This is a genomic window from Leptolyngbya sp. CALU 1928 (assembly GCF_056784215.1).
Genome location: NZ_JBXBCE010000002.1, coordinates 403,568 through 419,172 on the forward strand (window position 1 = coordinate 403,568; position 15,605 = coordinate 419,172).

At 49.9% G+C, this 15,605-nt stretch carries 9 protein-coding genes and 1 pseudogene; 6 read left to right on the forward strand and 4 right to left on the reverse strand.

Going from position 1 to position 15,605, the window contains the following annotated elements; all coding sequences use genetic code 11:
• Positions 1-48 precede the first annotated feature (48 nt).
• From AC1S5B_RS17705 to AC1S5B_RS17725, 5 genes and pseudogenes are all read left to right on the forward strand, one after another.
• Positions 49-705, forward strand: coding sequence for a LysR family transcriptional regulator (locus tag AC1S5B_RS17705; RefSeq protein ID WP_482037022.1), 657 nt, complete (start codon positions 49-51; stop codon positions 703-705).
• A 295-nt stretch (positions 706-1,000) separates the two neighbouring features.
• A protein-coding gene (locus AC1S5B_RS17710; RefSeq protein ID WP_482037023.1) for an IS1 family transposase occupies positions 1,001-1,830 on the forward strand; the annotation gives its coding sequence in 2 pieces (ribosomal slippage) (positions 1,001-1,358 and positions 1,358-1,830; 831 coding nt in all).
• Positions 1,827-2,207 (forward strand): tyrosine-type recombinase/integrase, encoded by a 381-nt coding sequence (locus tag AC1S5B_RS17715; RefSeq protein WP_482037024.1) that lies wholly within the window; start codon positions 1,827-1,829, stop codon positions 2,205-2,207. Before AC1S5B_RS17710 ends, AC1S5B_RS17715 begins: the two co-directional genes overlap by 4 nt.
• A gap of 277 nt (positions 2,208-2,484) precedes the next feature.
• Positions 2,485-3,562, forward strand: a pseudogene (locus AC1S5B_RS17720) (ISAs1 family transposase).
• A gap of 197 nt (positions 3,563-3,759) precedes the next feature.
• Complete coding sequence (locus AC1S5B_RS17725; RefSeq protein ID WP_482037025.1) at positions 3,760-3,972, forward strand: hypothetical protein; 213 nt, start codon at positions 3,760-3,762, stop codon at positions 3,970-3,972.
• 388 nt (positions 3,973-4,360) lie between these two features.
• Here AC1S5B_RS17725 and AC1S5B_RS17730 read toward each other — a convergent pair whose 3' ends face one another.
• On the reverse strand, positions 4,361-6,058 hold the full coding sequence (locus tag AC1S5B_RS17730; RefSeq protein ID WP_482037026.1) for a response regulator: 1,698 nt from the start codon (positions 6,056-6,058) through the stop codon (positions 4,361-4,363).
• 94 nt (positions 6,059-6,152) lie between these two features.
• A complete protein-coding gene (locus AC1S5B_RS17735) occupies positions 6,153-12,908 on the reverse strand; it encodes a HAMP domain-containing protein (RefSeq protein ID WP_482037027.1) in 6,756 nt (2,251 codons plus the stop codon).
• Between the two features lie 400 nt (positions 12,909-13,308).
• Between AC1S5B_RS17735 and AC1S5B_RS17740 the strand changes: the two genes are divergently transcribed.
• Positions 13,309-13,641 (forward strand): hypothetical protein, encoded by a 333-nt coding sequence (locus AC1S5B_RS17740; protein ID WP_482037028.1) that lies wholly within the window; start codon positions 13,309-13,311, stop codon positions 13,639-13,641.
• A gap of 147 nt (positions 13,642-13,788) precedes the next feature.
• Here the strand turns inward: AC1S5B_RS17740 and AC1S5B_RS17745 are convergent, their stop codons facing one another.
• Positions 13,789-14,796 carry a ParB/RepB/Spo0J family partition protein gene (locus tag AC1S5B_RS17745; RefSeq protein ID WP_482037029.1) on the reverse strand — a complete coding sequence of 336 codons (1,008 nt, stop codon included), beginning with the start codon at positions 14,794-14,796 and terminating at the stop codon, positions 13,789-13,791.
• On the reverse strand, positions 14,789-15,397 hold the full coding sequence (locus tag AC1S5B_RS17750) for a nucleotide-binding protein (protein WP_482037030.1): 609 nt from the start codon (positions 15,395-15,397) through the stop codon (positions 14,789-14,791). The genes AC1S5B_RS17745 and AC1S5B_RS17750 overlap by 8 nt, the downstream gene beginning before the upstream one ends.
• Between the last annotated feature and the right edge of the window lie 208 nt (positions 15,398-15,605).

The window sequence follows — 15,605 nt, forward strand, 5'->3', positions numbered from 1 at the left end:
AGATTTTGTTCAGACACCAAGGACGTAACTCGATCAAGCAATTCATTTATGGACATATCAGTGCTGCAACTCTTTGTGGAGATCATGAGGCAGGGCAGTTTTACCGCGGTTGCCCGCGATCGCAACATCGATCCTTCTTCAGTTTCGCGGGCGATTGCAAGACTGGAGGAAGAACTGGGTATCAGATTGTTTCAGCGAACAACGCGCCAATTGTCCTTGACCGAAGCCGGGACGACCTACTTTGAGCGCATCGAACCACTGGTTGAGGAAATCCAGCAAGCTACAAATATTGCCACAGATGTTTCTGGACAACTAAAGGGAACACTGCGCGTCACCGCTTCTGCATCTTTCGGGCTCAAATGTATTGTGCCGCTCTTGCCTGAGTTTGAGCAGTTGTATCCAGATCTCACCCTTGACCTCCTACTCACCGATGCCGTTGTCGATTTGTTCTCCGAAAGAATTGATGTTGCGGTACGACTAGGACTCCTCGCAGACTCGACCCTGATTGCTCAACAATTAATGCGAACGCACTATTCAGTTTGCGCCAGCCCAGGGTATCTCAAGCGATCAGGACAAATCCAGCACCCACATGATTTGGAGCACCATAATTGCCTGCTATTTCCACTGGCAGGCTTTCGATCAAGATGGATCTTTAAGAACCGAGAGGGAGAACTGAGCGAAATCCTGTTGCTGGGCGCACCATGATTTCCAGCGCGATCGCCCTTCAGCAATGTGCGATCGCTGGCATGGGTTTAGCACTGCTTCCTAACTGGTTAATCGACGCAGATCTATAAGCTGGTACTCTCATTGACGTGTTTCCAGACCATGCTGTAACAGCAACGGATTTTAGCACAGCAGCTTGGCTCGTTTATCCTTCTCGTGCCTACGTTCCGCTTAAAGTTCGGGTGTTTATTGAGTTCATCAGGAAGTCAATTTGATCGTGCGTCAAATTTCTGTGGGTCAGATAAAGTAGAAGGAAAGTTACTTCATTGCTCAACCTATGGAATGCCCATTGTGTAGACACTTGAAGGTGCATAAGCATGGCAAGATGCCCAGTGGAGTCCAACGGTATTTTTGCCCTAGTTGCACTCAAACCTTCAACGAACGCTTTGATACCCTCTACTATCATCGGCACGTTAGCCCAGAGCAAATTCGCCAAGTCTTGCAAGCTCACAGTGAAGGCAGCAGTTTGCAAGGCATCAGTCGCACCAGTGGACTGGCATACAACACGGTTGTCAGCATCGTTCGTGCTGCTAGTCAACGGGCACAACAGGTTCATAATGCCCAGGTGCAAACAGTAAAAACCCCAGAGGTGTCTGCTGATGAGATGTGGTCGTTTGTGCAAAAAAACAGAAGTAATGTCTCCCCGGTGAATTAGAAGTGGGTGATTGTTGGATCACGTTGAGTTTAGCCAATTCGAGTGGATTGATCTTAGCGGCGCGAGTCGGAAAACATACCGATGAACTGATTGAGGAATTGATCGTGAGTACAGAAGGAAAAACCGATTGCAAGCGCTGGAACAGCGATGATTGGGGTGGATATGAACGGGTGCTGCCTCCTGAAATCCTCCATTACATCGGTAAAGATAGAACTCAGAGGTTAGAGCGCACCAATGGCGTTGTCAGACAGCAAACGGGTCGATGGCATCGACGGCAGAACAAATTTGGCAAAGTGTGGCAGCAATCAAAAATCACGACCCGTTTAGTCGTGAGCTATTTCAATTGGATTTGGCAGCATAGTCGCTTCAAGACAACCGCAGCGCAACGAGCAGGTTTAACTGATCGCTCTTGGGCTTGGCATGATATTGCCATTTACCCCACAACCTTTTGACGCACAATTGTCAATTTCAGGCTCGACTAAAACTTGATATGCCAGTCAGAGTCCTCTCATTATTGCTGCAAGCTAACCAGTCGATGAAGCGGATGGTTGAGAAATCTTGGTGGGGTTACCATAATAGTTGTCTGCCGCCGCTTATCTTGATCGTTATTGTATATGTCACTATCGCCCGCGCCGGAGAGGTAGCAGGACTTTCATTTCCAGTGCATCCCCATATGCTGCGTCATACGACGGGATATTACCTGGCAGCCAATGGTCAGGACACACGGGCAATTCAGGCATATCTGGGACATAAGAATATTCGGCACACGGTACGCTATACCGAACTGTCACCAGGGCGGTTTAAGGAATTCTGGTCGGCTCAGTTATAGCAGCGGAAAAATTCTGGTCGTTAGTGAGCGGTTGGAGTAAACTGTCCCATTTACGAGGTCTGGTCAACCACTGCTGAGAAGCCTGTAATGGCGTAAAACCGTTGCTTATGACTTGAACTGTCCCATTTTTGGCTAAAGATGGGACAGTTCAAGCCAACAAGTACTCAAGCAAAGTAATCGCTGAAAGCTTTAATTCATGAGCCTTTCAGCCTTAACGACCATTTTTTGTCCGCTGCTATAACTGAGCCGAATAGAGAAGTCGTTGCCCTTGGGTCAAATGAGCTTGATTGAACATCTTCAACAGATTCGCGACTTCCGCACGCAACCTAACTATCCGTTGTGGGTGGTGTTGCTGCTAGTCCTGATGGGGACGATGAGTGGCTGCACAGGATACCGCCCACTCGCCGACTTTGTTTCCCGCCATCAATCGGAGTTGTTAACCGTGTTGGACTTGCCGAGGCAGCGACTACCGAGTTTATCGACTCTGCGTCGGATCATGGTGCGGGTGGACTTTGTGTCGTTTACTCAAGCCTTCAATGCTTGGGCACAAGAGCACTTTGCCCCTGCACCCCATGAACAACTAGCGACCGATGGCAAAAGCATCAAAGCCAGTGTGAGCGACTACGACCAGTCTTATCAGGATTTTGTCAGTGTCGTGTCGGCATTCAGTGTGGTTCAAGGAGTCGTAGTGGGCTTAGAGACGATGCGGAACCGTCAAACCAGTGAGATTAAGACGGTTGAGGTGTTGTTGGAGACGCTGCAACTCAAGGGAGTCTGCTTTAGCCTTGATGCCTTACACACCCAAAAAAACAGTCGAGCAAATTATCCACAGTGGCAATGACTATCTCCTTGCGGTCAAAGGCAATCAACCCAAGTTATTTGAGCAGGTGAAGACCCAGGTTGAGCAAGCTCTAACCCCTAACGTCAATATCCAAACCGAACAGACGCGTGACCGCCAGACGAAACGAACCGTGACGGTGGTGGATATGGTTACAGGGATTGACCCACAGTGGGTGGGCATACAGCGCTTAATTCGAGTCGAACGAGTGGGGACAAGAGCCAACAGACCCTTTAGCGAAACGCTGTTCTATATCAGTTCTCTAACCTCAGATGCCGCTGGATTTGCTCAACGCATTGGCCAACATTGGCACATTGAAAACCGCCTCCATTGGGTTAAAGATGTCGTCCTCCAAGAAGACTGCTCTCCCTTGTGCGATGGCAATGCCCCCCTCAACTTCGCCATCGTTCGCACAATGGCGCTCAATCTTTTTCGGCAGCATGGCTTTGACTCCATCACTCAAGGGTTACGTCGTCTCGCGCATGATATCCCTGCTCTCTTTTCCTTTCTTCAATAGATCAGCCCTGCCCGCACCCCCCAGGTTTGAACATTGAGCGCGAAGGAGGCGCGCCAAAGTGTCCAAACTTATTAGCACCTAAGTCCAGTAATGCGCGATCTGACAGGCATTTGAGCGGTGCGAGAGACTCGAATGCTCAAGTAATAAGTAGTAATACTCAAGAGAAACGGGAGGGAGTTAAGTTTGTCAGGCACAAGTTGGCGGAGATTGAAGAGGTGCAGGCGTATAAACGGGCGGCTCAGTTAGAGACTTGGCAGCAGTATGGGCAACAGGGGGGGCAGGTTTCTCATCCTTCTCCGGCTCATGTGGACAAGATGCGGCGGTGGTTGGAGTCGGGGGATGCCATTCTGGTGGCGGAGGCGGAGGTATTTTTTGGTTGGATGCAGCAGAACTCAAAGGGGTTTGAGTAGACGGTTAATGGGGGACGGTAAGGATTCTGGTAAAAAAATACAGATCACCGAAAGCAGTCAAAAACAGCCAGTGCCAACTAGTTCTGTTTGAGTGTTTGAAGTTAAATCATCTCGATAAAAACGGATATCCCCGAAAAGATTACAATAATCAGATTAATCGTCTCTGTTAAGTGTTCTCGCTTTTTCGGTGCTCAGGTTCGTTTTCCAGCAAGTAGTTTTTGCCCATCTTCGCGCAGGGAGTTATGCGATCAACAAGGGTCGATTGCCGGAACCGTTGGAACATTATATAAACATCGGGTTGCCGCCCATTCCAGATTGCTTTCCGTGATCTGTGTGTTTTTTACCAGAATCCTTACCGTCCCCCATAGCCCCCATCTTTTACGTGTGTTTAGAGGGCTGTCAGCTTTCCGACTTTTACTCCAACTGCTTCTGCCACGGCTTCAATCAATTTAGTTGGATCAATGGGTTTGGAGAGGAATTGTTGGAAGCCGCCTGAGAGTGCTTGATTTCGATCTTCTTGCTTGGCATAAGCAGTTAGGGCGATCGCTGGGATTGTCCTCCCCCGTTTTTGTTCAACTGCCCGAACTCGGTGCAGTAGGTCGTAACCATCTTCGTTGGGCATCGCAATGTCACTTAACAACACATCAGGGTGCGAGTGTTGTAAGCAATCTATCACCTCTTGCCCACTCGCAACCGCAGTCACTTGAGCACCCGCAAGCTCCAGCACGGTCACAAGATAGTTCCGATTATCAAAATTATCATCTACCACCAGAACAGAGATATTCTCTAGGGCTAAATCGCTATGCAATGACTCCGGGTTTGATATCTGAGAGGCTGGGGTGAATGGGGAGGTCTGCAACGGCAGAAAAATAGTGAAAGTTGTGCCTTTGTCCTTGCCTTCGCTTGCAGCCTCAATTTTGCCGCCGTGAAGCTCAACCAGTTGGCGGACGATCGCCAATCCTAGCCCTAACCCATCATGAGAACGGGTAGTAGATGAATCGGCTTGGCGAAAATATTCAAAAATTTGAGGTAGAAAATCAGGGGCAATGCCAATTCCGGTGTCGGTCACGGTGATTTGAGCAAATTGCTGTGAAGCGGCGCTTGGCGCGTGTGAGTGGTGAGTTGAATTCTTCAACTGAGCACTCAACATTGAGAACTGAACGCTCTCTAACCTCACCTCAACCCGCCCACTTTCTGGCGTGAATTTAATAGCATTGGAGAGTAAGTTGCGGAGGATTTGCTGTAGACGCTGAATGTTGCCGCTGACAATGCAGGGATCAGACGTACAATCCCCGATCAGTTGAATCCCTTTTTCGTCTGCGGCAGGACGGATGGACTCCAGTTCGTCTGAAATCAAGGTGAGTAAATTGACCGGCTGTTGGCAAATTTCCACTTTGCCGCTGGTCAGGCGGGCGACATCCATAATGTCATCAATCAGTTGCGCCTGAGATTGGGCATTGCGATTAATAGTTTCGAGCGCACGACGAGCGGCGGTCTCATCAAGTTTGTCGGTTACCAACAGTTTTGACCAGCCCAAGATCGCGTTGAGCGGGGTTCGCAGTTCATGGGAGACGATCGCCATGAATTCATCTTTCATTCGGTTGGCAGATTCTGCCTGTTGACGAGCAAGCTGTTCTTGGATAATCTCGACCTTCTGCATCGCTAATTCTGCTGATTGCCGCTGGATCTCCTGGTTCTTTTTGAACAACTCAACAAATACAGCGACTTTAGAAATGAGAATTTCGGGATTAATCGGTTTGAGTAGGTAATCCACTGCTCCCAGTGCGTAGCCCTTCATCTGCAACTGATCGTCGGTATTAAAAGCGGTGACGAAGATGATGGGTGTATGCTGCGATCTCCCTCGCTGCCGAATGATGGATGCGGTTTCAAATCCATCCATTCCTGGCATTTGCACGTCTAACAGAATTGCGGCAAAATCCTGATTCAGTAGACATCGAAGCGCTTCTTTTCCAGATTGGGCTGTCACTAGGTTCTGCCCCAATTTGCACAAGACGGCTTCTAGGGCGATCAAGTTTTCTGCACGATCGTCAATCAGAAGAATGTTGGCTTTGAGTTCAGAAGACATGGTGTGAGGAATTGAAGGGTGGAGAGGATGAACGTCTGCCAAGCAAAGTGTGAATTGAGGGTGAGAACTGGGCTGCTCTCTAATCCTCTAGCACCTAGTCTCTAGATTGTGAGAGCCAGACTCGTAACAGTGAAAGCAGTTGCTCCATTTCAACAGGTTTAGTGATGTAATCGGTTGCACCTGCTTCCAGACATTTTTCGCGATCGCCTTTCATGGCTTTGGCAGTGAGGGCGATCATGGGTAGATCAGCAAACTGACCCATCTGTCGGATTGCCTGCATGGTTTCGTAACCGTCCATTCCAGGCATCATGATATCCATCAATACCACATCAATATCAGGATTTGCTTGCAAAATATTAATGCCATCTCTGCCGTTTTCGGCGTAGAGGATCTGCATTTGCTGACGTTCTAACAGGCTGGTGAGGGCAAAGATGTTGCGAACGTCATCATCTACAATCAGCACTTTTTTGTCCGCCAAAATCGGATCGTTGCGCCGTAGCTGTTCTAGTATCAACCGTTGGCGATCGGGTAGGTTTGCCTGAATCCGATGGAGGAATAAGCTGGTTTCGTCGAGCAGGCGATCGGGCGATCGCGCATCCTTTAGGATCAAGGTGTCGGACAGGTGACGCAGTTCGGTTTCTTCCTGAGGGGTTAGCTCTTTGCCCGTGTAGACGATGATTGGCAGGCGACCTAAGTTCGGTTCGCGTTTGATTTGTTCAAGTAGCTCAAAATCCTTGGCATCGGGCAGCAACAAATCGAGTACTACACAGTCAAACTGCTGGGCGCGAATAGCCGTTAGGGTTTCGGCGGCGGTGGCAACCGCCGTGATGCTGACATCGCTATCTCCAATCAACTCGATGATGCTTTGACGCTGCTGGTCGTCGTCTTCGACTACTAACAAGCTCTTGACCAACCGTTCTACAAACTCTTTCATGCTTGCCAAGGCATTCAGCAGAGATTCACTGCTGACGGGTTTTTGCAGGTAGGCGATCGCGCCTTGCCGCAAGCTGCGATCTTGTCCATCTTCCACGGTCATAATGTGAACCGGAATGTGGCGAGTGGCAGGGTCGTGCTTGAGGTAGTTCAACACGGTCCAACCGTCCAAAATTGGCAACCGGATGTCTAGCATGATGGCAGAGGGTTGAAATTCTCGCGCCATCTGTAGCCCTACATCTCCCCGTGTGGCAACTAAGCCTTTGAAGCCATGTTCCCGCGAAAGGTCGAGCAGGATGCGCGCGAAGTTAAGGTCATCTTCAATGATTAGCAAAGAGCGATCATCGGGTTGGATTGAAACGCGATCGTCTTCTAGCATTGGATCCACTGAAAATGTCCCCCCTTGGATGGCGGTCACAGGAGTGGCTACTCGGATTCCTGGCGACGGGCTGGATGGCACGACTTCTGTGGGACGCAGGGCGATCGTCGGGCTAACTGATTGAGCCTTGGAGCCATTTGGAGTTGGCGCTCTGTGGTTTTCTACCGGAATTATTCTCCGCGTGCCCATGTCTTCCCTTCGCCCTGGTTCTCCGTTCTCTTGGCGCTCTACATAGGTCAATGGCAAATATAGAGTAAACGTACTGCCCTGCCCCAATTCACTCATTAGGCGGATTTCGCCGCCCAAGAGTTGGGCAATTTCTCGGCTGATCGACAAGCCTAAACCGGTGCCACCATAGCGACGGCTCGTGGTTCCGTCTTCTTGCTGAAACGCTTCAAAGATGATCTGCTGTTTCTCTGGAGCGATGCCAATGCCTGTATCGGTAACTGCAAAGGCAATTACCTGATCTGCCCGATTTAATCGGGCATTCTCTGAACTCCAGCCTTGGGTGACTACATTGATGTCTAACTGTACTTGTCCCCGCTCTGTGAACTTAAAGGCGTTCGCCAACAGGTTTTTTAATACCTGTTGCAGCCGCTTGACATCGGTGTAAAGGGTGCGAGGCAGTCGCTCGTTGAAGTGCATTTGGAACTCAAGTTTGCGATCGATGGCAACCTGACGGAAGGTACGCTCTAAATGCACTTGCAGATCGGCAAACAGGATAGGCTCGGCATCCACTGAAATTGTGCCAGATTCGATCTTCGCCAGATCGAGGATGTCGTTAATCAGCCCCAGCAAGTCATTTCCGGCAGAGTAAATCGTCTGGGAGTATTCCACCTGTTTGTGGGTCAAGTTGCTCTCAGTGTTATCGGACAGGAGCCGCGCCAAGATTAGCAAACTGTTGAGCGGAGTTCGGAGTTCGTGAGACATGTTTGCCAGAAACTCAGATTTGTATTTAGAAGTCAGCGCTAGCTGTTCAGCTTTTTCTTCCAAAGACAATCTCGCCTGCTCGATTTCGCTGTTTTTGCGCTCTACTTCGCTGTTTTGCGTCGCCAATAGTTCGGCTTTTTCTTGCAGTTCCTCATTGGTCTGTTGCAGTTGCTCTTGCTGACTCTTGAGTAAGTCTTCCGATGCTTTTAAGGATTGCGCCTGTTGCTCCAAACGACGGTTGGTATCGGTGAGTTCAGTTTGTTGACCTTGCATTTCTTCTGCCAGGGATTGGGACTGTTTCAGCAGTTCCTCGGTTCGCATACTGGCGGCGATCGTGTTGAGAACGATCGCGATACTCTCCGTCAGTTGGTCAAAGAAAGTCAGGTGAATGTCATTAAAGCGGTTAAAGGAAGCCAGTTCGACTACTGCCGTCACTTGCCCCTCAAACAGAACGGGCAAGACGACGACGTTCATCGGTGGAGCCTCACCCAACCCAGAGTTGATTTTGATGTAATCCTGAGGAACTTCAGTGACCAGAATTCGCTCTTTCTCCAGGGCGCATTGTCCGACCAATCCTTCGCCGAGATAAAAGCGATTGGCTAGACTCTTGCGCTCTCGATAGGCGTAGGTACTGAGCAGTTTTAGGAAGGGTGGATGTATCTCGCTGGTTTCCAGCAGGTAGAATACGCCGTGTTGGGCAGATACCAGAGGAGCCAGTTCGGACAAGATCAGCTTGGAAACCGTTTCCAGGTCGCGCTGTCCCTGCAACATGCGGGTGAATTTTGCCAGGTTGGTTTTGAGCCAGTCTTGCTCGATGTTTTTCTGGGTGGTTTCGCGCAGGTTGGCGATCATCTGGTTGACGTTATCTTTGAGGATAGCAACTTCGCCCTGCGCCTCAACTGCAATGACCCGCGTCAGATCGCCCTTGGTCACGGCAGTTGCCACTTCGGCGATCGCTCGTACCTGGGTCGTCAAGTTGGCTGCCAATTCGTTTACGTTGTCGGTCAGGTCACGCCAGGTTCCTGATGCACCCGGCACTTTCGCCTGACCGCCTAGTTTTCCTTCGATCCCCACTTCCCGCGCGACGGTTGTTACCTGGTCGGCGAAGGTTGCCAGAGTGTCGATCATCTCGTTGATCGTGTCTGCCAGGGTTTCAATTTCCCCTTTGGCATCCAGCATCAACTTCTGTTTCAGGTTGCCGTTGGCTACGGCAGTCACGACTTTGGCGATACCTCGGACTTGCGCCGTCAGGTTGCCAGCCATTGAGTTTACGTTATCGGTCAAATCTTTCCAGATGCCGGCTACGCCAATCACCTGTGCTTGACCGCCCAACTTTCCTTCGGTTCCTACTTCCCGCGCCACCCGCGTTACCTCGGAGGCAAAGGAACTCAGTTGATCCACCATCGTGTTGACGGTGTTTTTCAGTTCAAAAATCTCGCCGCGCACATCCACGGTAATTTTCTTGGACAGGTCGCCGTTGGCGATCGCGGTGGAGACTTCGGCAATGTTCCGCACCTGTGCCGTCAAGTTACCCGCCATCGAGTTAACCGAATCAGTCAAATCCTTCCAGGTTCCGGCAACACCAGACACCTGCGCCTGTACGCCCAGTTTCCCTTCGGTTCCCACTTCTCGTGCGACCCGCGTCACCTCAGAGGCAAAGGAGTTCAACTGATCCACCATGATGTTGATGGTGCTTTTCAGATCCAGAATTTCGCCTTTCACATCCACCGTGATCTTCTTAGACAAGTCACCGTTCGCCACCGCCGTGGTCACTTCGGCAATGTTTCGCACCTGTGCCGTTAAGCTACCTGCCATGAAGTTTACAGAGTCGGTCAAATCCTTCCAGGTGCCAGCCACGCCGCCCACTTCTGCCTGTACGCCCAACTTCCCTTCAGCCCCCACTTCTCGTGCCACCCGCGTCACCTCAGAAGCAAAGGAATTCAACTGATCCACCATCGTATTGACGGTGTTTTTCAGTTCCAAAATTTCACCCTTGACATCCACGGTAATTTTCTTGGACAGGTCACCGTTCGCCACCGCCGTCGTCACTGCCGCAATGTTCCGCACCTGCGCCGTCAAGCTGCCTGCCATGAAGTTCACGGAATCGGTCAAATCTTTCCAGGTGCCAGCCACGCCGCGTACATCCGCTTGCACACCCAGCTTTCCTTCGGCTCCCACTTCTCGCGCCACCCGCGTCACCTCAGAGGCAAAGGAACTGAGTTGATCCACCATGATGTTGATGGTGTTTTTCAGTTCAAAAATTTCACCTTTCACCTGCACGGTAATCTTCTTGGACAGGTCACCGTTGGCGATCGCCGTTGCCACTTCCGCAATGTTTCGCACCTGTCCAGTCAGGTTGCCTGCCATCGAGTTGACATTGTCGGTCAGGTCTTTCCAGGTGCCTGCCACGCCAGGAACTTGCGCCTGTACGCCCAGTTTTCCTTCCGTTCCCACCTCGCGTGCTACCCGTGTTACCTCTGAGGCAAAGGAACTGAGTTGATCCACCATCGTATTGATCGTGTTCTTCAGTTCCAGAATTTCACCTTTCACATCCACCGTGATTTTCTTGGACAAATCGCCGTTTGCCACAGCGGTGGTCACATCGGCAATGTTCCGCACTTGCGCCGTCAGGTTGCCCGCCATTGAGTTCACGGAATCGGTCAAGTCTTTCCAGGTTCCGGCAACGCCGCGCACTTCGGCTTGTACTCCCAGTTTTCCTTCGGTGCCCACTTCTCGCGCCACCCGCGTTACCTCAGAGGCGAAGGAGTTGAGTTGATCCACCATGATGTTGATCGTGCTTTTCAGGTCGAGAATTTCGCCTTTCACATCCACCGTAATCTTCTTGGACAGGTCACCGTTCGCCACCGCCGTGGTCACTTCGGCAATGTTTCGTACCTGTGCAGTCAAACTACCCGCCATGAAGTTTACCGAGTCAGTCAAATCCTTCCAGGTTCCGGCAACGCCGCGCACTTGCGCCTGCCCGCCCAACTTCCCGTCAGCACCCACTTCCCGCGCCACCCGTGTCACTTCAGAGGCAAAGGAGTTCAACTGATCCACCATGGTGTTGACGGTGTTTTTCAGTTCCAGAATTTCACCTTTGACATCCACCGTGATTTTGCGGGACAAGTCGCCATTCGCGATCGCCGTTGCCACCTCAGCAATATTTCGCACCTGCCCGGTCAAATTTCCCGCCATCAGGTTCACATTGTCCGTCAGGTCTTTCCAGGTGCCAGCCACGCCAGGAACTTGTGCCTGCACGCCCAGTTTTCCTTCGGTTCCTACTTCCCGCGCCACCCGCGTTACTTCTGAAGCAAAGGAGTTCAACTGATCCACCATGGTGTTGACGGTGTTTTTCAGTTCCAGAATTTCACCTTTGACATCCACCGTAATTTTGCGGGACAAGTCGCCATTCGCGATCGCCGTTGCCACTTCGGCAATGTTTCGCACCTGTCCGGTCAAGTTCCCTGCCATAAAGTTTACAGAGTCCGTCAGGTCTTTCCAGGTGCCTGCCACGCCCCGCACCTCTGCCTGACCACCTAGTTTTCCTTCTGCGCCGACTTCCCGCGCCACCCGTGTTACTTCCGAAGCAAAGGAGTTGAGTTGATCCACCATGGTGTTAATGGTGCTTTTCAGGTCGAGAATTTCGCCTTTGACATCCACCGTGATTTTCTTGGACAGATCGCCATTTGCCACCGCCGTCGTCACTTCGGCAATATTCCGTACCTGTGCGGTTAAGTTGCCTGCCATGGAGTTCACAGAATCCGTCAAATCTTTCCAGGTGCCAGCCACACCAGGAACTTGCGCCTGTACGCCCAGTTTTCCTTCGGTTCCCACTTCCCGTGCGACCCGCGTTACTTCTGAAGCAAAGGAGTTTAACTGATCCACCATGATATTAATGGTGCTTTTCAGGTCGAGAATTTCGCCCTTGACATCCACAGTGATTTTCTTAGAGAGATCGCCGTTCGCCACCGCAGTCGTCACTTCGGCAATGTTCCGTACTTGTGCCGTCAGATTTCCCGCCATTGAGTTGACGTTATCGGTCAAATCTTTCCAGGTTCCGGCAACCCCTTTTACTTCCGCCTGCACGCCCAACTTGCCTTCGGTTCCTACTTCCCGCGCCACCCGCGTTACTTCTGAAGCAAAGGACTGAAGCTGATCGACCATCGTGTTGACGATCTGCGCCGTTTGCAGAAACTCCCCTTGCAGCGATCGCCCTTCAATCTCCGTTGCGATCGCCTGGGATAGATCGCCATTGGCTACGGATCGGATCACCCGCGTAATCGCCGCCATGGGCTGCACGAGATCCACAATCAGCGTATTGATTGACCCCTCACAGGCTTTCCACGATCCCTTTGCTCCACCCAACGAAGCCCGTTCATTCGTCTTGCCCTCTTTCCCCACCACGGTACTAATCCGCTCTAGCTCCGTTGCTATCTGCTCGTTCCTGTCAATGATGTCGTTGAGCGTATCGGCAACTTTTCCTGCGACACCCGTCTGGTCAAACGGCATTCGCACTGAGAAGTTTCCTTTCTTCACTTCGGTCAAAACTTTAAGCAGTTGCTTCAGGTCAAGGCTATCGGCTTCAGCGAGAGTTGGAGCAGTTGTCATAAACTTCTACGGCTGCCTTTGATGAGGATGGTGATTAAAGGATGACGCTTGAGACAGTGAGCGAGTCAGTTTCCACGGCGTAAGATTTTCCGAAGGACAAACATACTCCCCTACGGATCTTGTACCGCAAAGGACAGGATCGGCTTCATACCTTGGATAGAAGACCTGTTTTTCATAGATCCGTCTAAAGAGAGATGTCAAAATAGCCGTTTTAGCTCAACTTATGTAAGTTGGCTGCTGTGCTTAAGTTTACACAAAAGTTGTTTGTCTGCTAGATAACAATTGTTTGTAGACTAGATAGCAAGTAATTGGCAATGGATGTGATGGCATTCCCGGCTGCTAGTTACCTATTGCCTATTACTAGCCCTGCTACTATCTCACCTTCTAACCTGCAATTCCCTTGGACGATCAATCCTTACCTAATGAATCGAGTCAGTCGGGAATCAATTTACCCCAACTGGTTGAGGCTGTAGTTCAAGCTGTAACCAAAGTTGGTGAGAGTCGAAATTTGGAGACTGCCTTAGCCATTCGAGATGAAATTCGGCGCTTACCGAACGATCTAGTGACAGAGGTTTTGAACCAACTGATTCTAAGACTGATTTTTGTTGATCCATTGCTGTGTCGTTGGTTTGTGCTAGATGTGTTTTTGTATGATGCTGATCCGGATGCAAAAGCTGATGTTGCCGAGCGAATAAATGTATTGATGGCAGATTTGCGATCGCAGCAAAAATGACTTTTTCTATAAATTAATACAAACTTTCCAAGCTATACCTTTTGCAGCTCAAGCTATCAATTCTTTTAGCCACTGCGGTGGTCTTCAAACGTTAATTGGACTGCAAATCTTTCATAAAACTGCATTTAATCGTTGTTTGTTCCGGCTCTACTCGGTGAGTAGGGAACCAAGTTCAGCTAATAACTTTTCAAGCTTTCTTTTCTTCTTAGGATCATTCCAGACTTTTGCCTTTTTAAGTTGCTGAGTCACAATCGTCAGGCGTTGAGGTAAAGGAATTTCATCGGGTTCAGCAACATCCAATGGTGCTTTAGCCTGACGCAGGGTTTTAACCTCCGCCTGAATTTCACTAACCGAAAGCTCCTGGGCGATCGCCAGTTCTAATAGCTGACGCTGTTGGTTTGCATCTTTCACTTTTAGGACTTCGTTGACTTTGGTGTAATGCAGTTTACCTTGTTGTAAAACAGCTTGAATGTGATCGGGAAGCTTAATCAACGGAACCCGATGCTTGCGAAAACTCTCTGGTGTCAAGCGACCCACAACCGTAAAAATTTCTTCAACAGCTATCCAATCTTCACTACGGACAACGTTGTCCGTAAGCCCACGTTTCTGGTTTGCAGCCTGATTAAGTAGGCTAATGACCTCTGCCTGTGTCTTTCCCAAATTACGGCATAGCATCCCCATAATGGCATTTGTCTCTTCCCATTTATTCAGGTCGCTTCGCTGAAGGTTACTGATTGCCTTAATGTCTTCAGCGATCTCATCATCCACCTCAAAAGATCTAACTGGGACTTTTTCTAAACCCGCGATTTCCGCCGATCGGTGACGCTTCTCCCCTGCTAGCAAATCGTACTCATCCAATGTGCCGGGACGAAGACGCACCGAAAGCGGATCGATCACTCCGACAGCTTTCATAGAAGCTGCCATATTATTCAATTCATCAGGATCAAAATAGCGACGTGACTGTCCTAAATCACGATGAATTTTTTTGTGAGGCACCCAGGTTACAGTGGGTTGCTCCTGGAAACTCTCAGCGTTGGATTGCTCCTTCTTATCTTCCAGACTATCTGTTTCATCTTCCTGGGCATTTGGTGCAGCGCTTTCCTGGCGAATGACCTGCATTAACCCTTTGAAGCGGTTTTGTTTTGGATTAGTCACCAAACACCTCCTTACCAATCGCGCTATATTCACTCCAGGCGGTTCGAGCACGGCGATCGCTCACCTGGTGAACCAATAAACCTTCATTCGCCGCCTTCTGGAACGCCACGGCTTCTCTAATTTTTCCTTTGAACAAAGGAAAGCCAGCTTCAGTTAGAAATTCTCTGGCTTCCTCTCCTTCTCGTCGAGGGGGCGGGGGGACTCTGGTGAGGAGGACTCGATATTTATCAATACCCAAAGCTCTAAGCAATTCAACTGTTTGAATAAGAGCATCGAGAGACATCGTGTCAGGAGTTGTAGGCAGAATCAACAAATCACAACCATCTATAATTTCTCTCAATTCTTCTTCTTCAGCGCTGGCTTCCGTATCGATGACAAAATGCTCACACCCTTTGCTGTACTTAGCAGATTGGTTAACTCCAACGACTTTGAAAGGCAATCCTCCCCGCTCTAGACTCCGTTCTGCCCAGCGAGTTGCCGAACGATTATTGTCACCATCAATCAGAAGAGTTTGCCCTTTGGTTTGCAAATAAGCCGCCAAATGAATGGCTGTAGTGGTTTTCGCAACGCCACCTTTAAATGAGGCAGTCGTAATAATCATGGTGTCCGTAAAAGCGACTCTATTAGTTTATATGGACATGTTGTAAGCAATCCAATGATAAGAAAAACACTTTGCACCAACGGGCTGAAATCTGGGCGATCGCCTCCCCTCTACAAATTTCCAAGCTTTGCGCCTTTTAGTACCGGGGAAAACTTATAGTTAATGCACACCCGCCCATTCGCTAGAAGCAGTGGGCTTAACAATAGTT

Excerpts from the sequence above, each read along its gene's own strand:
- AC1S5B_RS17705 (WP_482037022.1), top strand. The coding sequence starts at position 49 with ATGGACATATCAGTGCTGCAACTCTTTGTGGAGATCATGAGGCAGGGC.
- AC1S5B_RS17750 (WP_482037030.1), bottom strand. The coding sequence starts at position 15,397 with ATGATTATTACGACTGCCTCATTTAAAGGTGGCGTTGCGAAAACCACT.
- AC1S5B_RS17735 (WP_482037027.1), bottom strand. The coding sequence starts at position 12,908 with ATGACAACTGCTCCAACTCTCGCTGAAGCCGATAGCCTTGACCTGAAG.
- AC1S5B_RS17730 (WP_482037026.1), bottom strand. The coding sequence starts at position 6,058 with ATGTCTTCTGAACTCAAAGCCAACATTCTTCTGATTGACGATCGTGCA.